This is a genomic window from Aquimarina hainanensis (assembly GCF_042684685.1).
Classification (GTDB): domain Bacteria; phylum Bacteroidota; class Bacteroidia; order Flavobacteriales; family Flavobacteriaceae; genus Aquimarina; species Aquimarina hainanensis.
This window is the reverse complement of the sequence record NZ_JBHULX010000022.1, coordinates 56,725-82,894: the sequence shown is the minus strand read 5'-3', so window position 1 is coordinate 82,894 and position 26,170 is coordinate 56,725. Positions and strand designations below refer to the sequence as shown.

The window sequence follows — 26,170 nt, the reverse complement described above, 5'->3', positions numbered from 1 at the left end:
ATTTTTTACGAATTACTTAAACCGTTTGATACAATAAAAAACTTTCAATATTTGATCCAGTAACACACATTAGATCCACCCTAAACAATATCTCTCCTTTATATTCCTTATCCTTCTTAACTAATTAAGGAGTTATCTGTAATCAGCTATCCTCTTTTTTTCGAATAACTGTTATTACTCTTCACATTTGTATTTTTTAATAAACAAAATACCTTAGTCATTATCTTCTATACACACCTTAGCATAAAAACACTATTACCCACTTATTAATACAATCTAAATATACATCTTTAAAAACTCCTTAAGAGCACTTTTAAAATTCAAAAACTTGCAAAAAAACCATCTTATAATTACTCAAACAACATATTTTTTGCTTTTTTAACAAAAAAAAGAGCTTAAATCTAAAAAAAATAAAAAAATACTACCAAAAAAGTTGTTCCCTATAGTTATTATTTACATTTTTGACAAGGCTAATTTAAATAACTAATAAAAATGAACATCAAATTTAGTAGAATTTTAGCGCTATTCATAGCACTATTTCTTGTGCAAATAACCTTTGGACAAGAAGAAAAAAAAGTATCCGGTACGGTTACAGATAATCAAGGACTCCCCCTTCCTGGTGTAAATATTATCATAAAAAACACAGCAACTGGAACGCAAACCGATTTTGACGGTAATTATAGTATCAATGTAAACAAAGGAGCCGTACTTTCATATAGTTATGTTGGTTTCCAACAAGTAGAAAAAGTAATAGGAGACAATAATACAATAAATGTAGTATTAGCTCCAGCTGCCTCTATACTAGAAGAAGTTGTAGTTACAGGGCAAGGATCCGGTATAGCGAAAAGAAAATTATCTACTACAGTAGATTTTCTTACAGCAGAAGAAGTTGAAAAACTCCCTTCAAACCAAATTGATCAACTATTACAATCAACCACTCCTAGTGCACAAATCAGACTAAGTTCAGGGCAACCTGGTACTGCTGCCATTATTAGAACCAGAGGAGCTATATCAGCTAATACTTCGGCTACACCTGTGGTAATTGTCGATGGTGTTCGTGTTGATAACCTAAACTCTAATCCTCAATTAGCAATTGCTACAGGTGGAGCTGACATTTCTGCCTTAGCAGATATTCCAGTAGAATCTATTGAAAAGATTGAGTATATAAAAGGAGGGGCTGCAACGACATTATATGGAGCAGATGCTGCTAATGGTGTTATTCAAATTATTACCAAAAAAGGTACTTCTGGTAAATCAAGGTTCACCTTTGAATCCCGACTTGGAGTTATCAAAGCAACTGAAGACTATTTAAAGTATAAAAGAACAGCGGAAGCTTTATTTAAACCAGGGTTCTCTATTGAATATAAAGTAGGTGTCAACGGAGGAAATGAAAAAGTAACCTATAACTTTTCAGGAAGCCTATATTCAGATGACTCTTTTAACAAACTTAATGAACAAGTTAGAAGAAACTTGTCTTTTGGATTAGGAGCTAGGATTACTGATAAGTTGAGATACCAAGGTTCTTTCTCTTATGTTGGTTTCCAATCTAATCTTGATTACAACGCTAATACCAGTGATTCAAGGTTTTCTGCTTTTGAAGGTGCTGGTAGAGGGAACCTCGATGAATTAACAGAGGAAGAATGGCAAGTTGAGCTCGATCGCTCCAACGCCATTGGACCACTTGTAGATATTATGAACAACGTTAATCGTTTTACCAATTCCAATAAATTTACATACGATTTTTCAGACAACATTCAAGGTAACGCTACCATAGGTATTGACTCAAGAACTTCTTTACAACAAGAGAATTCTACGAATGCATTTGGAATTGCCTCTGGAAATTTAAATCCTGGAACAACTGATCAAGCTGCAGTTAATCGACTAATAAGAAATGCCTTCACTGTTACAGGAGACCTCAACCTTACCCATAGAGGAAGTATTCAAAACTTTGATTTTGTTACTGTTTTAGGAGGTCAATTTTTTAGATCGACTGACAGACAATATCGAACAACAGGATCTGGTGGGGTTGATGGAACAACCGATTTAGGCTTTTTTCCAACGAGAACTGCTGATGACTTTATTTTAGAAAATGCCAACTACGGTATTTATTTTCTTGAAAACATTGGAATATACAATGTAGCCTTTCTTGAATTTGGTGGTCGTCTAGACCAAAACACTCAGGCAGGTAAAAATACAGACCCTTTATTCTTACCAAAAATAGGAATCACTTACAACATTTCTGATCATGATTTTTATTATGACAGTGGTATCAGTACTGTTTTATCTTCTATAAAACTAAGAGCTAATTATGGAGAGGCTACTAACTTTGCTAGAGCTTTTTCTCAAGATAAGACATTTAATCTTAACCCATTTTTAGGCACCCCTACTTTTATATTTAACCAGCCTGGAAATGACGATTTAATTTCTGAAACAGTAGTTACTACAGAATACGGAATTGAGCTAGGCTTATTTGAAGATCGAATTAATTTAAGTGGAACAAAATATACTGCCACAACAAAAGATGCTTTATTTACTCCTGGACAACCTCCATCTAACGGTCAGTTTAATCAAGTACAAAACATTGGAGAAATTAAAAACGAAGGTTGGGAATTTGCTTTAAATGCCAATATTATAAACAAAGGAAAGCATAACTTAAGTATAAATGCCTCTTACAACATCAACGATAATTATGTATCTAGTACGGGAGGAGCTCCTGCTTTTAATGTTGGTGGTTTTACAGTGATCGGTTCTTGGGTTGAAGAAGGACAATCTCTTGGTTACTTAAGAGGAACAAGAGCTGACCCTAATGGTGATGGAACATATACACTAACTCCTAATTCTTCTTTAGGTGATACGTTTGCTCCTAATTTTGGTTCTTTTGGTCTAAATTACACCTGGGACAGATTAAATATCTTTATGACAGGGGATTATCAATTTGGAGGAAAGATTGTTGATCTAAGTTTCTTGTTAAGACATTTAAGACAATCCGACAATACAGGTATTCCAGAAGATCTAGTAGGAACAACAAGCCCTTTTAACTATGTAAACTATTTTGTTTTCGATAGTGACTTCTTAAAAATAAGAAACATTGGAGCTAGTTATTCTTTTGGAGATAAGCTAGGACTTTTTGATGATGTAATTTTTGGCTTTACTGTTACGAACCCATTCAACTGGACTGCAGGTCAATTTGACCCAGAAACCACAGGATCTGGAGTTGGAAATCAAAATGCTTTTGGTAGTGGAGGATTTGCGTATGGAACAGAATCCGCTCCTAGAATCTACATGACATCTCTTAAGTTCCATTTCTAAGAAAATCAAAAATGAAAAAAATGAAAAAATTATCTATTTATATAATTGCAATTGGTTTTCTGTTTGGATGTACAGACGACCTTAAAGACGCAACTGATTTCACTGCTGTAGAAAATCAAAATCTACCGGAAAGTGCTATTGTTGGCTTAACAAATTCTTCTTCCATTTGGAAAGATGGTATTGATAGAGACTTATCAATTACATTAAATGAAATCTTAATTCTAGCTGAGTTAGGATCCGATAATTATGTTAATACACAAACATTTTTTAGCCAATTTTTAGACGGTTTAACTATCAGAGTTGACGATCCTGACATAAGAGACACTCAATTCAGAATAGCCCGACTTAGAGAAGCTGCAAAATTTGGTTTAGAAACTGTAGGACCAAATGATTCTGCATATACAACTGACACAGAAGCAGAATACAATTTTTTTGAAGGAATGTCCTATTTATTTGCAGGGATGTATTTTTCACATCTTGCTCAAGAAGAACTTGGAACTACCTTTAGTTCTACAGAAAATTTAACCAAAGCAATTGCTTCTTTTGACATCGCTATCGGGTTAAATCCAAAGGCAGAGTATTACTTAGCAAAAGCAAGAGCAAATTATTATCTAGGAAACAAAGCTGATGCCGTCGAAGCCGCCAATAATGCTTTAGGAATACAAAGTGACTTTTTAAGACCTGCTAAATATGATCAGGAGAATGGTCCAGTAAACATAATGGACAATGCATTATTTCAAAGAGCAAGTTTTGACGACTTACAACCGCTACCAACATTAGACTTTTTAGATCCTAAATACTCTTTCCTAGAAGAAAATGTGGATCAGTCTGTAAATTATTTAAAAGCAGAAGAGGCTTACTTTATTCTAGCCGAAGCAGCTCTTTCTGACGGAAACCTAAGTGGAGCACAAGATCATTTAAGAGATCTGTTATCATTAGTAAACAATAGGGAAGTAAGAACCTTTTCAGATCAAATAGAAGGAAGAACACAAAGAGATCCTGGTTCGAGACCTGATAAGGCTACGGTTGTTGTTAACGGTAGAAGCGGATTAGTTCTTGACAGGCAAAGTGGTGAAATAAGCGTACCTTCTATATCAGGAACCTCTTTAACTTTAGACGAAATCAATGGACTTACAGCTGCAGATGACGATGCCTTAGAATTATTATACAGAACAAGGCAAGAAGTTTTTATCGGAGAAGGGTTACGTTTTGCTGACATGGGTGTTAAACTTGTAATCCATGAAAATGAAATATTACAAAACCCCAATATTTCTGATGGAGACCCTGGCACCACACCCGTTATCCCATCCTTTATTAGCGCTATTATTGCTGACCTAGACGGTTTTACATATGATGCTGATGCTGGCACTGCTACAACTACAATAAACTTAAATGAAGTATTAGTATCTAATAAGACTGATGATGCTGTATTACCATTTCATTAATAACACTTGATAAAAATCTTATCATTTTTCATCCCTCTGAATATTTTCAGAGGGATGTTTTTTTTATACCTATATTTGCCCTCATGAAAAATGATTCTCAGATTTTTGGTATCAGGGCAGTAATAGAAGCTATTTCAGCTGGAAAAACAATCGATAAACTCTTTATACAGAAAGGTCTTCAAGGAGAGCTTTCCAAAGAACTCATGCATCTCGCCAAAAAAAATGGTATCGGTTTTTCATTGGTTCCAATAGAAAAATTAAACAGAATCACCAAAAAAAATCATCAGGGTGTTGTAGCACAAATAGCTCCTATTGATTTTTACACCCTGGAAGATTTGGTTATCCAAACAATAGAATCTGGTGACACCCCTTTGTTTCTAGTACTTGATCAATTATCCGATGTTCGTAATTTTGGAGCTATTATTCGTACAGCAGAATGTACAGGAGTTCATGGAATTATTATACAAAAAAAAGGAGGGGCTCCGGTAAGTGCCGATACTGTAAAAACTTCTGCAGGCGCTATTTTTAAAATCCCTATTTGCAAAGTAGATCACATAAAAGATGCGATTTTCTACCTTCAATCCTCGGGAATACAAATCGTTGCGGCAACTGAAAAAGCTACAGATTCTATTTATGAAACAAATCTGACACTTCCCACAGCAATTATCATGGGAAATGAAGGAAAAGGAATTTCTCCTTCCGTCTTAAAATTAGTAGACACTAAAGCTAAACTCCCCCTATCGGGCGAAATCGCCTCATTGAATGTTTCTGTTGCATGTGGTGCTTTTTTGTTTGAAACCGTTAGACAACGAACATAATCACTCCTCTTCATCCTTATTTTTATCCGAAGTAAGTTCTTTATAATTATACACAATAATGATTTCTTCTTCGGGCATTTCAGGAGTATGTTCTATAAAATTTCCATCCTCATCAAAGTGTTTTAAAAAATCATCCTCCTCCGGATTATAATCTGGAGCTTCCCATGCGTATCGTTCAGGAGTAGCGATTCCCTTTTTTATCAAAAAAGCCATTACAGTTCCTACTAATAAACCTGAGGAATGTCCTTCCCATGAGATTTTAGGATCTACCGGAAATGTATACCATATCATACTTCCGTACACGAAAACAACTACTAACGATAACGCAATCAACCTAAAATGTTTTGCCAATACTCCTTTAAAAAACAAAAAACCAAACAACATATAGATAACCCCACTTGCACCAATATGATAAGAAGGACGCCCTATAATCCAGGTAAACACTCCAGTCAAAAATGCTCCCCACAAAAGGACTTTCCACGCATTTTTTGCATAAAAGAAAAACAATGCAGCTGACAAAATCAACAAGGGTAATGTATTATGCCACAGATGTTCTATTCCTGAATGAATGAATGGCGAAAAAAAGATTCCTCTCATCCCTTTTAGAGTTCTGGGCACGACACCAAAATGATTAAAATCGAATCCAAAACGTATTTCAAACCAAAATACAACCCATATAACAAGCACAAAGAGTATAGGGTACCCTATAACTCCTGTTTTAAAATAAAAATGATTTTCAGTATTCATTGTACTCGCTTATAATATAGATACAACTTCAAAAAGTTCTCCAAATTCAAAAAGTCGGATAAATTGTCATAAAATAACGTCTGTCTTTTGCTTTTCGATATAAAAAATCGAAAAAGAATGTATTTTTACCATTATGAATAAACCACTTGCTGAAAGAATTCGTCCTAAAACATTAGAAGCGTATCTTAGTCAGGAGCACCTGATAGGAGACAATGGTTCGCTTACCCAACAAATAAAAAGAGGTATGATCCCTTCTCTTATTTTATGGGGACCTCCAGGTGTCGGAAAAACAACACTAGCTAATATTATCTCTTCTGAGTCCGGGCGCCCTTTTTATACCTTGAGTGCTATTAACAGTGGCGTTAAAGATGTACGGGAGGTCATCGAAAAAGCAAAACAAAGTGGCGGATTATTTACTGCCAAAAACCCCATCTTATTCATTGATGAGATTCACCGTTTTAGCAAATCGCAACAAGATTCACTGTTAGGCGCTGTCGAAAAAGGTTGGATTACATTAGTAGGAGCGACTACTGAGAACCCTAGTTTTGAAGTAATCCCTGCACTACTTTCCAGATGTCAGGTATACATCTTGAATGCATTTGGAAAAGAAGAACTAGAAGCGCTATTGCACAGAGCTATGAAGGAAGACGAGTTTATGGCTTCTAAAAATATAACATTATCAGAGACCGATGCACTCTTGCGACTAAGTGGTGGAGATGCCAGAAAACTACTTAATATTTTTGAATTAATCGTTTCCAGCCAGGAATCAGACAGCATACAAATAACCAATGATCTCGTTCTGAAACTTGTACAACAAAACACCGTACGCTACGATAAAACCGGAGAGCAACACTATGATATTATCTCTGCTTTTATAAAATCAATTCGAGGAAGTGATCCTAATGCCGCCGTATATTGGTTAGCTAGGATGATTGAAGGAGGAGAAGATGTAAAGTTCATCGCTCGTCGACTAATCATTCTCGCTTCTGAGGATATTGGTAATGCAAACCCTACAGCACTGATTATGGCTAATAATACATTTCAGGCTGTAACGACAATCGGGTTTCCAGAAGCGCGAATTATCCTGAGTCAATGTGCTATATATTTAGCTACTTCTGCAAAAAGCAATGCTTCCTATATGGCTATTAATCACGCTCAACAATTAGTAAAACAAACCGGGGATCTATCCGTACCATTGCACATTCGAAACGCTCCAACTAAACTCATGAAAGAATTGGGATATGGAGAAAATTACCAATACGCACATAATCATAAAGATAATTTTGTTTCACAGGAGTTTCTTCCAGAAGAAATCAGCAATACAAAATTATACGAACCCGGAGATAATCAACGAGAAAATGCTTTCAGATCCTTTCTCAAAAACCGCTGGAAAGACAAATACAATTACTAAAAACGAATACTACTGACGTGCAAATGTATCTACAATAACCTTATTGGTAGCTGGATTCACTCGCTCTAACACCAAATTACCATAACCGTCGAAATAACCAATTCCATTTAGTTCTTGTCCTTGAACAATAAAGCTATTTTCTCTGGATGTTTTATATGCTTTACCAAGTACACTACTATCAGAATGAGTGATTAGAAAACCATATGCTTCTTTTTTAAAGTTCACACTTTTTCCATTAAAAAGAAATGAATTACTTTTTGAAGGAATTGCTGATACCGGAGCCGAAACTATATTTTTTTCTACAGGAACTTCCTTTTCTTTTTCTACAGCAACATGAGTCATCTCTGCTTCTGCTTTCTCATTATAGGCATAACGTAAAGCTTCTACACCTTTAAACGCATCCCTTAAGGCTCCATGATAGGCTTTTTTAAACTCTTTTTCCCTACTGGTTCCCTCTTTAGAAGTAAATACTACGGTTCCTTTACAATCTTTTAACTCTACAACTAACTTAGTCGTTAAAAAACCTGGTTTTTTCTGTACATCAGCCGTTAGTGCCTTACAGCCATTTTCATACAAATCTTTTGGCAATTCCTCTCCTCTAAGAAAAGCAGTAAAACCATATTTATTAAAAAGAAATTTACTCAATGAATTGAGTTGATAAGCATCTTCTTTTTTTGTAAAGTCATATCCTTTTGGCACTATCACATATTTAAAATCATTTACACTTGCAGTCTGTGCTGACATTTGAATGGCAAAAAACATACTTACCAGAACAAATAAACCTTTTCTCATTTATTTATTTTTTTACTATTTGAATGAATTCGACAAGTAGCATCTTTACTTTACAACAATTTAATTTCGTGCTATTAGTGTTTATAAAAAGCTACATTATCAAATTAAATCCAAAATTAACCGAAGCTCCTCTCGCTTTGGCTAAATTAGAATATTCAAACAGATTATTCCCCGAAATATAGAAATTAAATTTGTTAATTCGAGTGGACAGCAAAAGACCTACATTTGTCAGAGAATGATCATCTACTGTATAATTAACCTTGGCACTTAAAAAACTCCACAATCGTTTGTAATAAAAAACAGAAGCCGCTACTTGTGGTCTTTTAGGTCTAAACACAGAAAACAACTGTAGTCCTAAGGCATCAGATCGCATCGGTCCCTCTCCTTTTTCATAACAATTACAATTTTCATCGTATCGATTAAAGGAATATTTTATAGAACTATTTATTTTTAGGGGGCGCATTGCCACATAACTTTTATGAATCGTATCTAGCCCTACTGCAGCTTTAAAATCTTCTACAAAATCTTCGATATTATTATCTGACATATGAACAGGGGTTTCGAAACCTTCAAATACGTAGTTCCCCTCTGCCTTATATGTCTCTACATCTTTTGTATAAAATATAACTCCAAGATCTGTCAAACTCCCAGTAAGTGTCCAATAATCCTTGAACCGATAAGAAAATCCTATATCAGCTCCTACTCCCAGGTTTCCACCAAGTAATGCCCTACCAATAAATTTATTTTTCACTTGTTTAGCTCCATCATCAGTATCTTCTGATTCTATCGCTCTCAGAGAAGCATATCCTGCTGTTTTAACCGCTACATCAGCATTACTAATAACATGCTGATAAATATTATTCCCATTTGGAGTTTCAATAGTTGTAAAAGCTCCGAAATTTCGAGTACTCCTCATATTAAAAATACTGGAATACACTTTTGCTCTGGCTCCAAAAGTCCATTGCTTATCAATCTTTTTATTAATCCCAAAATGATAAACTGTCAGAAAATCTACTACTGCACTAATATCTGAGAAACGAAAAGGTCTATTGAGGTGATCTCTGTTCCCCTCATAAGCCAGAATCGCAAAATCCTTTGGAAAATATGCTATCAGATCAAGTTCTTCATACAAACCTGCAGAAAAGTACATATTTTTATCTCTTTTACTCCTCCATCCTACACTGAGAATCTCTGCTTGCTGTGTCAGGGTTACATAGTCATTACTTGTAAGCTTGTGTAATGTCTCCTCTATTTTCACATTAATATCGCGTCCATCATCTGCGAACACATCATGAACAGAAGCTCCTCTTAGCCCTGCGTTCACGTGATAATGGGAAAGAAAAGGAATTCCAGCATGATAATTAAAATTCACTTCTGCTCCCGGGTTTAACAATAACGATTGTGGTATTTCTACCACATCATATAGGCTCACTTTATTTTGACAATACACTATTCCTGCCCAGAACAAGGTAATTGTCAGGTATAGATATATTCTCATAATTGATAGTTGATATAATATGTTGCTTTTGATTTTAATTCGAGTACACCGATCAAGTTACTACTCACATTCTCTACCCGTATAGAAGACGTTAATTGGGAAGCATCTCTTAATGTTCTTATGGTTTCATTATCCATAACAATTTCAGCGGTTGTTCGCACCGGAGCAGTATCAGGTCCTAAACCAGGATCTATAAGAATTGTATAGGATGGTCCTACCTGCTGATTTCCATCATTCAAAAAGGCAAACATCAACTCGAATTCTCTTTGAATCGTATTATCAATGGTAAATTGAATCTCTACTCTTTCGATATGATCCACTGCAAAATCATTTCCAACCAGATCGTACTGTAAGGTATCACTCACTACTAGTTCCGGAATAACAATAGAAGGATCAGTACCTGAAGGGATTAACTCTTCTGTATCAACTCTGGAGTACATAAAATCCAGTTCGTAAACAGGGTTTAATACTACGTCTTCCAATTGACTCCCGTCGACATCTTTTACACAAGAAATCATTGTTATTATCATCCCTAACATTGATAACAACAAGCTTACTTTTTTTATTTTCATACTAAGGGGCTTTCATAAAATCCTTTTAATATACAATTTTTCCGTTTAAAGATACTCCTTAATACTCTTTAAATCAGAAACCTGAAGGATATCCTCCGGTAATTTCTCTTGATGATAGTTATAGCAAATAGCCTGAATCCCTACTTTTTCCGCACCTAATATATCTGCTTCATAATTATCTCCAATCATGATACTACTATCAATATTCGCGCCGGAAATTTGCAATGCTTTTTCAAAAATAATAGGGTTTGGCTTTTTTACCCCCACCTCTTCACTATTGGTTACCGTATCAAAAAAATGAAGGATTTTAGCATTTTCCAATTTTTTGTATTGCACCTCTTTAAACCCATTGGTAATAATATGCAATACATATTTGGGTTTTAAGTATTCTAATACTTCTCTGGCTCCTTCTATCAAATAATTATGCTTAGGTAGAAATCTGATATAATCATCTGCCAGGCGATCAATCAAATCTTCAGGCACTTCCTGATGCAAAGACGTAAAAGTATCTGATAAACGACCTTGCCTCAATTGTTGTTTTGTAATTTTCTCTTCTCTATACAGTTTCCAATAATTCATATTTATCGGACGGTACGTTTTCAAAAAATCATTCACATCAATAGCCAATTGATGCTTTTCAAATAGCATTGCATACGCCAAAGCTGAATTTCTATCAAAATCCCAGAGGGTATGATCCAAATCAAAAAAAATATGTTTAATCGTATTTTTCACCTAGCATTATCATTTTAATTCCCGGGATTCATCTATATTCCACAAGTGCTCAAAGATGGTCTTCCAATATTTTTGTTCATTTAGTTCCCCCAACATTTCATTCAAAAAAACAGGGACGCATATTCCTTGCACTTTTTTTATTTTATCTAAATAGTATATTATATTTTTTAAAACCGACTCTTTATCTCTCCCTTCTTTCAACAAACTCAGACTTGTAAACGAAGTTGGATACACCATTAAAGGAGTTTGCACCTCATAATCAAGATCATAAAACAAGAAAGGCGTACATGTCCCAGCTCTAAAGCCACTGTATTCTGCATATCCCATCGAGAAATCTCTTTTTATTTCGAGCTCTACAAAGTTCCTATACGCTTCTGGTAACTTTATTTTAAAAAAAGTACACAAACTATATTGTGATTGCCGGTTCACAATTTGTTCTATTCGCTGTTTTTCTTTTTTTAATTTTAAAAAATCACACACTCCTTCATAAGAAACTCTAAGACCTACCTCTATATAATCTGCTACATGTTTTATCATTCGCCGATACAATTCATTATTATGATTTATGTTTATCTCATAACTTGAATAATCTCCTACACCAAAAAAAACAATGAGCTTTCTTTTTTTACTTTTCTGTAGTCGTATAAAAAAGTCAAAAGTATCAAAAGGATCTTTTTTTAATCCTACCAAAACGTTAAATCGGTATTTGATCTGGTGAAATCTCAGATAAATTAGATCTTTTAAAATTCCTATTGAAGACTGCAGAAGTCCTATTTTATTATAAGCCAAAGCACTTGATACATACACTACTGGTTGTATCGAAAACTGTTTCTTTTGAAAGCCAATTTCAGGAAACCGTTCTTGTATTTTATTCTTAAATTTTAATGCCCAAATATCTACTACAGGATCCTTTAGGAAGTCATGTATATAAGCTATACTTTCTGTAGCACTATACCTCCCTAATCCGTCTTTTACATGTGGCAGGTATTCCTCATATCTGCTTAACAAATAAAAAGAGGCTGCAAAAATATCAAATGGCAATGCTGATTTCTCATGAGTAACCCCAAAAAAACACTTTGTATCTTCCCAATCTACCACCTTAACCGCTACATCATTAATTCCTTGTTCGAAAAGCAGTGCTGTACTCTGAAAAAAAAGTTCTTTTCCTAATGGTTTTTTTCCATATGAAAACTTAGGACCGTCATGGGCTATAAAAGATTCTATCTTAGAGGTAAAATCAACCTCCATCCCCAGCATCCTCTTACAAATATGCCTACATATATAAGAGACCCTGGGGGTATTTTTTTGAATATAGATCAATATCATAGCATAAACTTATCGGCAAAGCTAAAATACTCTTTATCTGTTATAATCAAATGATCTAATAAATTAATATCCAAAACCTCTCCAGCTTCTTTGATTTTTTTGGTTAAAATTTTATCTGATACACTAGGAGTTAATTTACCACTTGGATGATTATGTGCAAGAATAATTGCCGTGGCGTCAAAGTTAAGTGCATTTTTAAAAACAACCTTAGGATCCACAAATGTTCCTGTCCTCCCCCCTACACTAATCTGTTTCTTTTGTAATACTCTATTTGCATTGTTCAGGTATACTACCCAAAACTCTTCATGATCTAAATTTCCTATTATAGGGCTTAACAAGTTAAATCCATCCATACTACAACTTATCGTAGGGTTTTGTGGAACGGCTTCATCCCGGCGGCGGCGTCCTAATTCCAGTCCTGCCAGAATGGAAATAGCTTTTGCTTCTCCTATTCCATGAAAGTTCATCAACTGTTTTACCGAGAGTTTCCCTAATGCATTAATCTGATGATTCACACTGGCCAACATCCTTTTACTTAATGCTACTGCACTTTCATTCCTATTTCCTGATCCTATAAGTATTGCTATCAGCTCTGCATCCGTCAACGAATTCCTCCCTTTAACCAATAATTTTTCTCTTGGACGATCATTTTCACTCCATTTCTTAATGGAAAAAGAAGCGTTATAAGTGTTCATAAGCCGTAATTTTGATGGTTTCGTGATAATTTTTTAACATAAAAATAGGTAGTATTTATTTTATTTACAATAAATATTGTTTTAGTAACCTTCAAAAAACAAGGTAGTTAGCAAAAAAAAATCAGATTAACTTTTAAGGATATTTGTTTGAAAATGAAAGTTTTACTATATTTGATCACCCTTAATTCTAAAAAAGCATAATTTTACAACTTCAAATTATCCTACTTATGAAGAATATTTTTACTATACTCCTGTTTTTGACGACACTGAGTTTTTATGGACAAGACAGCAATCGCATTGGTTTTTTAAACTTAGTAGGAAACCACATACAAGTTCCTAGAGGATGTGAAGCGCAGTCTGAATATGAATTACAAGCATGTGATGGTACGTCAATTAAATGGGAATATTATAGTGATGACATGCTATCTGCTGTTTTTGATCAGATAATAAGTGCATTCGAAGAAAGTAATGGCGCTAAAACAGAAGTCACATTTACCTCTTTCGGCTCTCCTCTAAAAGGATATAAGTTCAAAATGGGAAACTCATACCAATATTTTTTAATGGGTAAAATTAAAGATCAACCTCTGATGATTAATTTAGGAACTCCTAAAGATATCGCAGGAAAGGATGATCTGAGTGGAATATTAGGACTTGTATTTGACGAAGTAAGCTAAGGAGATAAAACTTGTTAAAATTAAGATTAAAGATCAATTATATAATTGGTCTTTTTTTATTTTACAACTATATTTATCCTGAATGAAAACAACCACCACATGTACCCACCTTCTCATCATCAGGAAAGCAACTTCGGGATTATAAAAGATCTTATACATTCTTTTCCTTTAGCTACTGTTATTTCGATAGAGAACAATACTTCCCATATCACCCATATCCCTCTTATATTAGAAAATGACATTTTGGTGGGACATCTGGATAAAAACAATCCTCATTGTGATTTCCTAAAGGATAAAATTGAGGTAACAGTTATTTTTCAAGGACCGCAAACATATATTTCACCTTCGGTATACAATTCCAAACAATTACCAACATGGAACTATATTATTGCACACCTAAAAGGAGAAGTTACACAAATACACATCCCTGAAGACATTATGAAATCAATGGTTCGCATGACAGCAACACTAGAGGCACCATCTCACAGATTCGAACTAGCTCACGAAGACAAAAGAATGCATCGCATTGTACAATATGTTCATGGTTTTCAGATACAGATTAAAAGTTGGGAAGGAAAATTTAAGCTCAGTCAGGACAAGAGTGCTCCCGACATAGAAAATGCCAAGCAAGAACTATTAAAAAATAGTTCTGAAAATTCGCATTCATTTATCAACAACCTCTATAAAAAGCATTTTAATCAGTGAACCCACTCTTTTACTTTTTCAAAATCAAGTCCCCCGTAATTCCCACTACTCATCAACAATAGAGAGGTATTTGAATACGCTTTGGCACTAATCGCCTCTTCAAACCTTTTAGGCTCTGTGTATACAATAAGATCATCTCTTCCAAAAGCCTCCATAATCTGATCTTCAGACACTTCTTCTAATCGCTTAATCTTCACTGCATCCGGAGAATAAAACACAATTGCCTCATCTGCGGCATCCAATGCACCTTTATACTCTTTTAAGAAGGTTGCATTTAAACTACTATAGGTATGCAACTCTAAACAGGCAATTAATTTTCTATCGCGATACTGCTCCTTTACAGCTTCTGTGGTAGCTTTTACCTTAGAAGGGCTATGTGCAAAATCTTTATAAGCAACAGCCGTTTTGGTCTCTGTTATCTTTTCGAGTCTTTTAGATGCTCCACTAAACGTAGCTATTGCTTCATAAAACTCATCTTCATCTATTCCCATTTGCTGACAAATCCATTTAGCACCTGCTAGATTACTCAGGTTATGAGCTCCAAAAACAGCAATGGGCATTTCCCCATCCGGCGTATCTAATAACGTCTCTCCGTCACTAACTGTATAAGCAGGTATCTGATATGGAAATTTTCTTATGGGGTTTTCTGCTGCTTCTGCTAATTGTCTCACTTCTTCATCTTCTTCATTATATACCAAAGCACCTCCGTTAATGATAGAATTAATAAAAATGCGAAATTGATCTACATATGTATCGAATGTAGGGAAGACATTTATATGATCCCAGGCAATCCCGCTAATCAAAGCTATATTAGGCTGATACAAATGAAATTTCGGTCTTCTGTCAATAGGAGAAGACAAATATTCATCACCTTCCAAAATCATAAAATCATTTTCTTCAGTAAGGTGAACCATCGTCTCAAACCCTTCTAATTGGGCTCCCACCATATAATCTACTTCTTTTTCGTGATACTGCAATACATGCAAGATCATCGAAGTAATTGTCGTCTTTCCATGTGACCCTCCGATCACCACTCGTGTTTTATTCTTAGCATGTTCGTACAAAAACTCAGGGTATGAGTAAATCGTCAAATTTAACTCCTGCGCTTTGAGCAATTCGGGATTATCTTCTTTTGCGTGCATTCCCAAAATAACTACATCAATATCCGTTGATATTTTTTCTGGAAACCAACCAAAAGCATCTGGCAATAATCCATGAGTCTCCAACCTAGACTTGGAAGGTTCAAAAATTACATCATCACTACCACTTACCTCATCTCCTTTTTGAGACAATGCAATAGCAAGATTGTGCATAGCACTCCCTCCTATGGCTATAAAATGTACACGCATATTGATCTTTTTATTCTAAGGAGTAAAGATACAATCTACAATTCATTTGCTACCTACCCTTTTCCTTAAAATTTTAACAGAGGCTCCTCTCCCATGCTCGCAAAAGAAGAAAACTCCCTTCAAAAAACTTAAACTTTCCTAAACCAAATACGTGTTTCCCTAATTTTTCGTTTCAAATACGTAGCTTTATGGTGTAATTTGTAGCAATTACTACCTATTTATGGTATAAGAATTGTAAATAACACTAAAGAATTGCAGCATCAGAACGTACAATAAGAATTCATCCTTGCCGATATACATGTGTGATTTCTTATTATATGTCAGGGGCATAAAATTATAGATAATATGAAAAAAATCATCTCGCTCTTATTTCTCCTTTGTATCACTAACATCAGCTTTATCATGGCACAAAACGACTATACTAAACAGTGGAAAGAAGTTGAATCCCATGAACAAAAAGGACTTCCTAAATCCAGTCTAGAGGTAGTTAAATCAATCTACGAAGCAGCTAAAAAGGAAAACAACACAAATCAAATCATCAAAGCATTTCTTCACAAAGCCAAATACGCACTTACTCTTGAGGAAAATGCACAGCTTACTATCATCAAAGAATTAAAATCAGAAATTGCTACCAGCAGTTTTCCTACTAAAAATATTCTCAATGGTGTTCTAGCGAATCTGTACTGGCAATACTTTAAACAAAATCGATGGAAATTTTACAATAGAACTCATACAAGTGCTAAAGTTGACAAAGAAGATTTCAGAACCTGGGATCTGGAAACTCTTTTTGCTGAGATTCACATTCATTTTCAACAAGCACTGGAAAATGGTGTTTTAGCACAACAAACGGAATTGAGCAAGTTTAACACAATTCTTATCACTGAAGAAAACTCTAAAAAATACCGCCCCACCCTTTTTGATTTCCTATCACATATGGCATTAGAGTTTTATAAAACTTCTGAAACGAATATCACCAGACCTTCTTATGCTTTTGAGATAAACTCAAAGGAATACTTAAATGAACCTTCTTCTTTTTCCAGACAGAAGATAACAACTAAAGATAGTTTATCACTTCAATTTAATGCACTAAAAATATACCAGCAACTTATCGCTTTTCACTCGAGAAACAAAAATTATAACGCATTGGCAAATGTCGATATAGAACGTCTTTTATTTGTTTTTAAAAATGCTACGTTCGCTGATAAAGAAGAACTGATAATCAACACACTCACAAAAGCAAAAGAGAATAATAAAGATCATGAATCCAATGCCCTCTACGCATACGAACTAGCAGCTCAGTATCAATCTCGTGGTTCTAAATACATCCCTAAAAAAGACGAAGTTTTTCGATGGGATACAAAAAAAGCTCTGGAGCTTTGCTCTGCAATAGAAAGCGCATTTCCCAATAGCGATGGAGCAAAAAAAAGCAATGCATTAAAAGCTATCATATTACAAGCTGAAGTATCACTTAAAAGTGAAAAAAATCTTCCTATTCAAAAAGCAGGACGTCTTTTTATATCCTATAAAAACACAGATCTCCTTACCCTAAAAACTGTAAAAATTAATGCTACCCAGCTAAAATCGTTACAACAACTATATAAAAACAAAGACATTATCAAGTTTATCAACGGTTTACCTGAGGTCAATACATGGAAAGCCCCTTTAAAAAACGAAAAAGACTATCAAAGACATACCACAGAAATTTTATTACCGGCGTTACCACAAGGTCAATATCTGGTCATAGCTTCTGCCGGCGAAGAGATTTCTGTAAAAAATCAAATCTCTTATGCAGACATTCAAGTGAGTAATCTTGCCTTACTTACAAACCGAACAAATAACACGACAATCTTCCAGGTGGTTAACAGAAATGATGGGGCTCCGATTAGTAATGCCTCGATTCATCTTCAGTCGGGACATGGAAGAGGTTACGGAAATAAAATTGACAAGACACTCACTACAGATAAACAAGGACAAGCTTCTTTTCTAGTAGATAATCAATACTATGACCTTGTTGTCACAGTAAAACATGAGAAAGATCTTGTTGTTTTTAGCCCATATCATTTATATAAAAACCATCAGCCGCAACAAAACATAAACAGAAAACAAGAAACTGTATTTTTGTTTACTGACAGAAGTATTTACCGTCCTGGTCAGACCGTTTATTTCAAAGGGATTCTAATGACTGCAAATGGAAATAAAAACCATTCCGTAGTCCCAAATACTACTGTACCTGTTACTCTAAAAGATGTCAATTATCAAGAAGTAAGCAGTCTCAAGCTGCAAACTAATGAATATGGATCTTTTCAGGGAAGCTTTATACTACCTTCCTCTGGTGTGACTGGTTTATTCCACCTACAAACACGAAATGGAAACCAAACTTCCTTCTCCGTAGAAGAATATAAACGCCCCAAATTCGAAGCAACCTTTTCTCCTGTCACTAAAACATATAAGCTTAACGAAATAGTTTCACTTCAAGGAAATGCTACAGGGTATGCCGGCAATAAAATTACCGATGCCAAGGTTGTATACCGAGTGCACAGAAAAGTGCAATTACCTCGATGGTGTTATTGGTACTACCCAGGTCACAGAGAACAAGCTCAGGAGATCACCTATGGAGAAACTACTACTGATGAGAAAGGAGCTTTTGAAATCAACTTCGAAGCCATTCCGGACAAAAGTGTTCCTAAAGAAAATCTACCGGTATTCCATTATGAGATCACCGCAGATATTACAGACATCAATGGAGAGACAAGAAGTACCAGTACTCAGGTTAATGTAGGATACCATGCACTTCTTGCAAACATGCAGCTCCCTGATAAGATTGATAAGAATGCAGACAACAGCTTAACAGTTCTTTCTAAAAACCTAAACTATGAATCTGTTGCCTCTTCTGGAACTATCAAAATCTATAAATTAAAATCTCCTCAATACCCACTTCGCAGACGTCCATGGAATGCTCCAGACTATAAGATACTTAGCAAAGAAGAGTTTACTAAACTATTTCCGCACGATGCGTACGACGATGAAGATGATTATAAGACATGGGATAAAGGTGCACTAGTCCAAACAATATCCTACAATACTGCAGAACAAGGATCCCAGACAACCGGAATGCAACATATCCCATTAAAAAATACAAAAAAATGGGAATCTGGAAAATATGTGATAGAACTCAACTCAAAAGATCGATTTGGACAAGAGGTAAAAGATATTATATACTACACCCTGTTCGACAAAAAAGATAAAAAAATCAGTGATCAACAGCTTTTTGAAGTGAGTGTTAATAAAGAATCATACTCACCTGGAGAAGAAGTCATCATTAAGTTTGGCTCTGCTTCCGAAAACATTACCATTACGGTAGATGTCGAAAAAAACAATAAAATTACCCGTACAGAGCAATTCACCCTTTCTAATAATAGTACTACAATAAAAATTCCGGTAACTAAAGAAGATATTGGAGGGTTTGCGGTACACTACAGTTTTGTGAATTATAACGCTCATGAAGGAGGAACTATTCCTATAACGGTACCATACGAACCTACAGAATTATCAATAGAGACAACTACATTCAGGGATAAACTACTCCCTGGACAGAATGAAACCTGGAGTTTCACTATTAAAGGTCCTAAAGGAGACAAGGTCGCTGCTGAATTATTAGCGAGTATGTATGATGTTTCTCTAGATCAGTTTAAATCGCATCAATGGAATTTCAACCCTATAATGAAACCAACATACTATCCTAACTATTTTAGAGAGGCACGCCTTAGTTTCGGAGTACAAAGTTTCACAAACAGACATTACGACAGTCCGCCAATCCCTAGTTTTTCTCAAGGGTATGACCGCCTCGACTGGTATGGTCTTTATTTTGGTTCTTCATACGGAAGAATGCGAATGGCAAAATCCAGAATGGCTGCTCCAGTAAGTATGATGGATGACCAAATGGAAATGGCGAATGCTCCTGAACTGGAAAAAGCGCCACTTGCAGGTACTGCTGAGTCAAAAAGAATGACCGCAGATACTACCAATGCGAACGAAAAAGAGGAAGAAAACGATTTAATTACCCCCAAAGAAAAACCGCTATCAGGTGTCTCTGTTCGCAAAAACCTACAGGAAACAGCCTTTTTCTTTCCTCAATTGCAAACCAATAAAGAAGGAGAAGTAAGCTTTAGTTTTACTGCTCCTGAAGCATTGACAAAGTGGAAAGTGCAGTTATTAGCACACACCAAAACACTACAGGCAGCTACCACAACACTAGAAACAGTTACTCAAAAAGAGTTAATGGTAATCCCAAGCCCTCCTAGATTCCTCAGAGAAGGAGATAAAATTATTATTAGCACTAAGGTTTCTAATCTTTCCTCATCTGATCTTAACGGAGATATTGAACTACAATTAACAAACGCTTTAACCAATACCTCCATTAATCAGAAACTACAGAACAACCAGATTCGACAAGCTTTTTCTGTAGCAGCCTCAGGAAACACCAATGTATCATGGGAACTACAAATACCAGATGATATTCAGGCAGTACAGTATAAAATCATTGCTAAAGCAGGTACTTTCTCAGATGGAGAACAAAATGTACTTCCTGTATTATCTAATAGGATGTTAGTTACAGAAACACTGCCTATGTGGGTTCGATCTGGTCAGACAAAAAGTTTTACGCTGCAGAAATTAAAGAATACAACCTCTACTTCTTTAAAACATCATAGACTAACTCTGGAAATGACCTCTAATCCAGCCTGGTATGCTGTTCAGGCATTACCATACCTTATGGAGTACCCATATGACTGCGCTGAACAGACATTTTCTCGTTATTATGCTAATGCATTAGCAACGCACATTGCCAATTCCAATCCTCGCATACAGCAAGTATTTAACCAATGGAAAACCAGTGATGCATTACTGAGTAATCTGGAAAAAAACCAAGAGTTAAAATCTCTGATTCTCCAAGAAACTCCCTGGGTACGTGAAGCACAAAGTGAAACAGAACAAAAGAAAAGAATTGCATTGCTTTTTGACCTTAATAAAATGAATTCAGAATTTCAGAGTGCTTTGCAGTCTTTACAAAAAATGCAATATGACTCTGGAGCATTTCCGTGGTTCAAAGGAGGTCGAGAGAGCAGGTTTATTACCCAGTATATTGCTGCAGGTTTCGGTCATCTACAAAAATTAGGAGTTACAACCTCTGCTAACCCTATAAGTAAACAAATAGTACAAAAGGCTATACAATACCTGGATCAGGAATTTGTAAAGCAATATGAAGAATTAAAAAAGCACTGCAAAAAACACAAAATTGATATCAACAAAAACCACCTACACTACGCTCAGCTACATTATCTATATATGCGTAGCTTCTTTGCTGATATCCCTGCCCATTCCAACACGAAAGAAGCTAAAAAATACTATCTGGGACAAGCCAAAAAGTATTGGTTAAAAAACAGTTTGTATACACAGGGACTGTTAGCTTTGATTACGCATAGAAATGGAGATACAGCTACTGCTACTGCCATTCTCAATTCATTAGAAGAAAAGAGTATTGTCAGTGAAGAATTAGGAATGTATTGGAAATCCAATACTGCCAGCTGGTATTGGCATCAGGCTCCAATAGAAACACAAGCATTATTGATTGAAGCTTTTTCAGAGATTGCTCCGGAACCTAAAAAAACTGAAGTTGTCGATAACCTAAAAATATGGTTACTAAAACACAAGCAAACCAACAGGTGGAAAACAACCAAACAAACAGCCGAAGCTGTTTATGCTTTATTACTACAGGGAAGTGAGTGGTTATCTATTACTGACATGGTAGACATCACACTGGCAGGAGAAAAGGTTACCCCTGACGAAAACACGAAAGTAGAGGCAGGTACCGGATACTTTAAAACTTCTTGGAGCGGTTCTGAAATCACAAACTCCAAAAGCACTGTTATGATCAGCAAAAAAGGAAAAGGAATTGCCTGGGGAGGATTATACTGGCAGTATTTTGAAGACCTGGATAAAATCACCGCAGCTAAAACCCCTCTATCACTTAGCAAAAAGCTATTCCTTAAAAAGAATGCAGACAGAGGAGAAAAAATGACTGCTATCACCGAAAACACTTCTTTGACATTAGGAGATCTTGTCCGGGTACGCATTGAATTAAAAGTAGATAGAGACATGGAATTTATTCATATGAAAGATATGAGAGCAGCAGGCTTCGAACCTGTTAATGTTCTCTCTCAGTACAAATGGCAAGATGGCTTAGGGTATTATGAAAGTACCAAAGATGCCGCTACCAATTTTTTCTTCGATTATCTACCCAAAGGGGTGTATGTATTCGAATACGACCTAAGAGTAAACAACAAAGGAAACTTTTCTAACGGAGTTACAACAATTCAAAGCATGTATGCTCCGGAATTCTCTAGTCATTCGGAAGGAATACGAGTAAAAATTGAGCACTAAAAACAATCGTATCGTATAAAGAATCCCCTGTAGTTTCGAAAATCTACAGGGGATTTTTTTTATACGTCCCTTCCCGGAATGCATCTCAGAAAGAAATCTAGTATACTAACTATTTTATGATTAGAAAAATCTCGGAGTTAAGAATCGACTGTATTTCTTGAAAAGTTCAAATCGAAGAAATACTTCATAACTCCCATCATTAAACTGTGCTTTACCTAATTCAGTAGTCTCTCTATCATATGCTAAGCCTATCATCATCCCATCTGATATCTGAAAACCTGCCATTGCACTAAACGCAGCATCCCATCGATATCCCAACCCCAGTGTCAACCGTTCATACAATAAGAAATTCGCAGATACATCCACCTGAAGCGGAGCTCCAAAAACAACTTTGGTTAACAATGCCGGCTTAAACTTCACTTCTGTACTCAAGTCAAAAACATGTCCGACAATTGCATAATAATTAATCCGCTCTCTGGCAATATAAGTAGATGAATCATTATTCCCCACCGTAGCACTCTCATCAAAATGCTCGGTTTCCAGAAGATTGGGAGCACTTAGTCCTGCATAAAACTTATCAGTATGATAATAAAATCCTACTCCAACATTCGGACTAAACTTATTATCTATATTATTCTGAAAAGTCGGATCTTCAATATCAAATTCCCTGAGCTTTGTAAAATCCACATCTAAAAAGTGTCCTCCTACCTTCAGCCCAAAACTTAATTTTCCTATATCCGAAGTAGGAATCGTATAAGAAAAATCGATATCCAGATACATCTCCTGCGTGGGACCTATTTTATCATTTATAAAAGACACTCCCAATCCTACTTTATTACTTTCTCCAATAGGTGTATTCAATGATATGGTTTCTGTTTGCGGAGCTCCATCCAACCCAACCCACTGACTTCTGTGCAGCCCGGTAATACTCATCACTCCTCTACTCCCTGCATAAGCAGGATTCACACTAATAGTATTGTACATATACTGAGTATACTGAGCATCTTGTTGTGCCAACGCAGATATACAGGGGATACTTACTATCATTATAAGTATATACTTTCTCATTTCTTTTAATTTATTATTTTGGTATCTATACAAAAAAATACAGGAGGTAGTACATAAAGAAGTTATCACGAGAAATATCCTTCGAATGATTACAAAGACGATTGTTATATACAATCCTCATAAAAATATTACCATCTCAAAAACGATACGTTTTGGGAAAGGAAAAAGAAGTCACTTCTTACTATCGATAATCTTACCGGTATTTTTTTCGGTAGCTATCTGCTACTTAATTTTAAAATTTATCGTGTTTTTCCTCTAAATATTAAAACACATATAAATTTTGAAGTTCTTCTACCTGGGGATCAGTTTTTTGTTGATGCTGAAAACCAGCAACGAATCTTAGTTCTTTTAACGTAGTCATTTTGGGGCAATTTAAATTACTTTGTCAAGTTATTTTCTATGTCAAATATAGAGTAAAAACACATACTCCTCCACGAAGTCTCCCTCTTCCTCTTCCTCAAAAAAAGGGTACTCCCTTATCTACCTCCCTTCAAAAAACACTCAACACATTGTTCTACAGAAATTTGAAATACAAAAACAGATATTTCAACATTAACCTCACAATGATTCCATTAAAAATACTTGTATAAATTTATGATAATTTTAACTTTTTTAATACTGCAATTTCTAATCTCGTCTTTGACAAATATTTACCCCTTTACAGTGAGGCACTAGGGGTATTACGATCTAAATATCTCTTCTGCTAAAAAAGGTATTATCCTATTTTTTTAACACTATTTAATTTATTTAAAACAGCTCTAAACAAAAAACAAAATGTAATTTTACACCTCTGAATGCATAGTGATTCACAAACTATATCAAGCAAATGAAAACTCTTATTATTACCGGAATCAGTAGAGGAATTGGACTTGCCACCGCTTCATTATTTCTAGAAAAAGGATACCATGTTATTGGTACTTCTACCGCTGGAAAAACGACCTTAACCTCGGATAGGCTTTCTGTTTTTTCATTACAATTGGATGATGCTTCCTCTTTTATTTCGTTAAAAGATCACCTGCTACAAAACAGTATTAAGATCGATGGTATCATCAATAATGCTGCGGTATTGTTAGAAGCCTGGGATGATCCTTCTATTGACATACAACAACTGAGAAAAACATTTGACATCAATGTATTCGGAACCATCGAATTTACCGAAAACCTACTCCCTTTTATTAAAAAAAACGGACATATTATTAATATAGGTTCTTCCTGGGGAACTTTTAATACGGATCAGGATGCGTACACGCCATTGTACAAAATGTCAAAAACCACCATCCATATGTATACCTCTTTACTAGGAGAACGTCTTAAAACATCTGATATAGCGGTATCTGCTGTCGATCCAGGATGGGTTAAAACAGATATGGGCAGTATGGATGCAGAACGAGAACCACAGGAAGCTGCGATGGATATCTTCTCTTTATTTGAATCTCCGAAAGAAACGGGCTACTTATGGAGAGAAGGCGAAAAAAGTAATTGGTAACCACTATCATAAACAAACCACCTCAACAGGTTTACCTTTCTGAATATCTGATCGTACAATGACCAGGGCTACTCTTTTAGAACACTAGGCAGGTATTGAAATTTTTTCTTAAATGCCGCTGTAAAATGTTGAGGATTTTTATATCCGACTTCATAGGAAGCCTCAGAAACCGTATATCCTTCTTCCAGAATCATTTTTTTGGCATGTTCCATACGCAACTCGGTCAGGTAAGCAAATACAGGTTTCCCAAACACTTTCTTAAAATCTTTCTTGAGCTTAAAACTGTTTAGCCCTACCTGGAGCACTAATTCTGAAATGGTTGGAGGTGTCTTAATATTTTTTCGAAGGATTTTTTCGGCATCGATAATCTTTGCATAATCAATCGCACTCAATGATATGGCATCTTCCGCATTCCCCTGTTTCTCAATAATATCGAAAAGAATTGAAAAAATTTCAGCTACTTTGGATTCTAAATAAACCTTTCGGATGGAATTCGTATACCTACACCCTAAAATATCATCGATAATCAATTGCAATTTCGGAGAAATAGGCTTGCTTTTTTTCCACATTACAAAAGGCTCCTTGTTTTCCATAGCTTCTCCAAAATGAGAAATCGCTTTTTTATAGCTGGCATCAAAAATCCGTTTCAGGTAGCGTTCCGTAAATTTAATTTCAAGTGTTTTCCGTCTTTGGGTATCAAAAGTCAATTTCCCTTTCACCTTAGGCAGGTAAAATAAATTATAGTGCCCACTTGGTATATTTATAGGTACACTTTTTTTATTATATGGTGTATACACATTACTTCCTTCAATTTCGAAATGCAACTTTAAAAAAGGGAAATCGTGTTCCACTTCTGCTTCATAAGGAGAGTCTACATCTATTTCTACATCTTTAGTCTGCAGAAAAACTCCGTTTAACTGGATATCTGCCGTAGTCCCTTTGATTCCCTTAAAATTTACTTCCTGCCGATCTTCCAATAACGTATCTGTTTCAAAGTCATCAGAATACGTCTTCTCAATAACCCCTCCTAAAATATCACTTTTAATTCTACTTTTCATTTATTCCCTTTTGCGGCAGTCAAAATACCTAATGCGTTATTCATCAT

At 35.4% G+C, this 26,170-nt stretch carries 18 protein-coding genes; 8 read left to right on the top strand and 10 right to left on the bottom strand.

Annotated features, from left to right (window positions below):
* Positions 1–492 precede the first annotated feature (492 nt).
* The 3 genes from ACFSTE_RS12475 to rlmB all read left to right on the top strand — a co-directional run bounded on the left by ACFSTE_RS12475 (position 493) and on the right by rlmB (position 5,572).
* Positions 493–3,309 carry a TonB-dependent receptor plug domain-containing protein gene (locus ACFSTE_RS12475; RefSeq protein ID WP_378253364.1) on the top strand — a complete coding sequence of 939 codons (2,817 nt, stop codon included), beginning with the start codon at positions 493–495 and terminating at the stop codon, positions 3,307–3,309.
* Between the two features lie 20 nt (positions 3,310–3,329).
* The gene (locus ACFSTE_RS12470; protein ID WP_378253362.1) at positions 3,330–4,754 is read left to right on the top strand and encodes a hypothetical protein; all 1,425 of its coding nucleotides are present in this window, start codon (positions 3,330–3,332) and stop codon (positions 4,752–4,754) included.
* 83 nt (positions 4,755–4,837) lie between these two features.
* Complete coding sequence (rlmB, locus tag ACFSTE_RS12465; protein WP_378253360.1) at positions 4,838–5,572, top strand: 23S rRNA (guanosine(2251)-2'-O)-methyltransferase RlmB; 735 nt, start codon at positions 4,838–4,840, stop codon at positions 5,570–5,572.
* Here the strand turns inward: rlmB and ACFSTE_RS12460 are convergent, their stop codons facing one another.
* Positions 5,573–6,319, bottom strand: coding sequence for a rhomboid family intramembrane serine protease (locus tag ACFSTE_RS12460; protein WP_176027261.1), 747 nt, complete (start codon positions 6,317–6,319; stop codon positions 5,573–5,575).
* A 133-nt stretch (positions 6,320–6,452) separates the two neighbouring features.
* Between ACFSTE_RS12460 and ACFSTE_RS12455 the strand changes: the two genes are divergently transcribed.
* On the top strand, positions 6,453–7,730 hold the full coding sequence (locus ACFSTE_RS12455; protein WP_176027262.1) for a replication-associated recombination protein A: 1,278 nt from the start codon (positions 6,453–6,455) through the stop codon (positions 7,728–7,730).
* Between the two features lie 9 nt (positions 7,731–7,739).
* Here ACFSTE_RS12455 and ACFSTE_RS12450 read toward each other — a convergent pair whose 3' ends face one another.
* The 6 genes from ACFSTE_RS12450 to radC all read right to left on the bottom strand — a co-directional run bounded on the left by ACFSTE_RS12450 (position 7,740) and on the right by radC (position 13,345).
* Positions 7,740–8,522: a hypothetical protein gene (locus ACFSTE_RS12450; RefSeq protein ID WP_176027263.1), complete on the bottom strand. Its 783-nt coding sequence runs from the start codon at positions 8,520–8,522 to the stop codon at positions 7,740–7,742.
* A gap of 91 nt (positions 8,523–8,613) precedes the next feature.
* The gene (locus ACFSTE_RS12445; RefSeq protein ID WP_378253357.1) at positions 8,614–10,020 is read right to left on the bottom strand and encodes a DUF5723 family protein; all 1,407 of its coding nucleotides are present in this window, start codon (positions 10,018–10,020) and stop codon (positions 8,614–8,616) included.
* On the bottom strand, positions 10,017–10,592 hold the full coding sequence (locus ACFSTE_RS12440; protein WP_176027265.1) for a hypothetical protein: 576 nt from the start codon (positions 10,590–10,592) through the stop codon (positions 10,017–10,019). The genes ACFSTE_RS12445 and ACFSTE_RS12440 overlap by 4 nt, the downstream gene beginning before the upstream one ends.
* A 45-nt stretch (positions 10,593–10,637) precedes the next feature.
* On the bottom strand, positions 10,638–11,324 hold the full coding sequence (locus ACFSTE_RS12435; RefSeq protein ID WP_176027266.1) for a YjjG family noncanonical pyrimidine nucleotidase: 687 nt from the start codon (positions 11,322–11,324) through the stop codon (positions 10,638–10,640).
* 9 nt (positions 11,325–11,333) lie between these two features.
* Complete coding sequence (locus ACFSTE_RS12430) at positions 11,334–12,572, bottom strand: polysaccharide deacetylase family protein (protein WP_378253354.1); 1,239 nt, start codon at positions 12,570–12,572, stop codon at positions 11,334–11,336.
* Between the two features lie 74 nt (positions 12,573–12,646).
* Positions 12,647–13,345, bottom strand: a complete 699-nt coding sequence (gene radC / locus ACFSTE_RS12425) for a RadC family protein (protein WP_176027268.1) — start codon at positions 13,343–13,345, stop codon at positions 12,647–12,649.
* 227 nt (positions 13,346–13,572) lie between these two features.
* Between radC and ACFSTE_RS12420 the strand changes: the two genes are divergently transcribed.
* Complete coding sequence (locus ACFSTE_RS12420) at positions 13,573–14,019, top strand: hypothetical protein (RefSeq protein WP_176027269.1); 447 nt, start codon at positions 13,573–13,575, stop codon at positions 14,017–14,019.
* Positions 14,020–14,118: 99 nt separating this feature from the next.
* Positions 14,119–14,724 carry an FMN-binding negative transcriptional regulator gene (locus ACFSTE_RS12415; protein WP_378253351.1) on the top strand — a complete coding sequence of 202 codons (606 nt, stop codon included), beginning with the start codon at positions 14,119–14,121 and terminating at the stop codon, positions 14,722–14,724.
* On the opposite strand, the gene ACFSTE_RS12410 is transcribed toward ACFSTE_RS12415, so the two are convergent.
* Complete coding sequence (locus ACFSTE_RS12410; protein WP_176027271.1) at positions 14,718–16,073, bottom strand: UDP-N-acetylmuramate--L-alanine ligase; 1,356 nt, start codon at positions 16,071–16,073, stop codon at positions 14,718–14,720. The two genes, ACFSTE_RS12415 and ACFSTE_RS12410, sit on opposite strands and share 7 nt — an antisense overlap.
* A 345-nt stretch (positions 16,074–16,418) precedes the next feature.
* On the opposite strand from ACFSTE_RS12410, the gene ACFSTE_RS12405 reads away from it, so the two are divergent.
* Entirely contained in the window at positions 16,419–22,511 is a 6,093-nt protein-coding gene (locus ACFSTE_RS12405; protein WP_378253349.1) for an alpha-2-macroglobulin family protein, read from the top strand.
* Between the two features lie 120 nt (positions 22,512–22,631).
* On the opposite strand, the gene ACFSTE_RS12400 is transcribed toward ACFSTE_RS12405, so the two are convergent.
* On the bottom strand, positions 22,632–23,579 hold the full coding sequence (locus tag ACFSTE_RS12400) for a PorP/SprF family type IX secretion system membrane protein (protein WP_176027273.1): 948 nt from the start codon (positions 23,577–23,579) through the stop codon (positions 22,632–22,634).
* A gap of 826 nt (positions 23,580–24,405) precedes the next feature.
* Between ACFSTE_RS12400 and ACFSTE_RS12395 the strand changes: the two genes are divergently transcribed.
* Complete coding sequence (locus ACFSTE_RS12395; protein WP_378253347.1) at positions 24,406–25,065, top strand: SDR family NAD(P)-dependent oxidoreductase; 660 nt, start codon at positions 24,406–24,408, stop codon at positions 25,063–25,065.
* 68 nt (positions 25,066–25,133) lie between these two features.
* On the opposite strand, the gene ACFSTE_RS12390 is transcribed toward ACFSTE_RS12395, so the two are convergent.
* A complete protein-coding gene (locus tag ACFSTE_RS12390) occupies positions 25,134–26,123 on the bottom strand; it encodes a helix-turn-helix domain-containing protein (protein WP_378253345.1) in 990 nt (329 codons plus the stop codon).
* Positions 26,124–26,170: the final 47 nt, after the last annotated feature.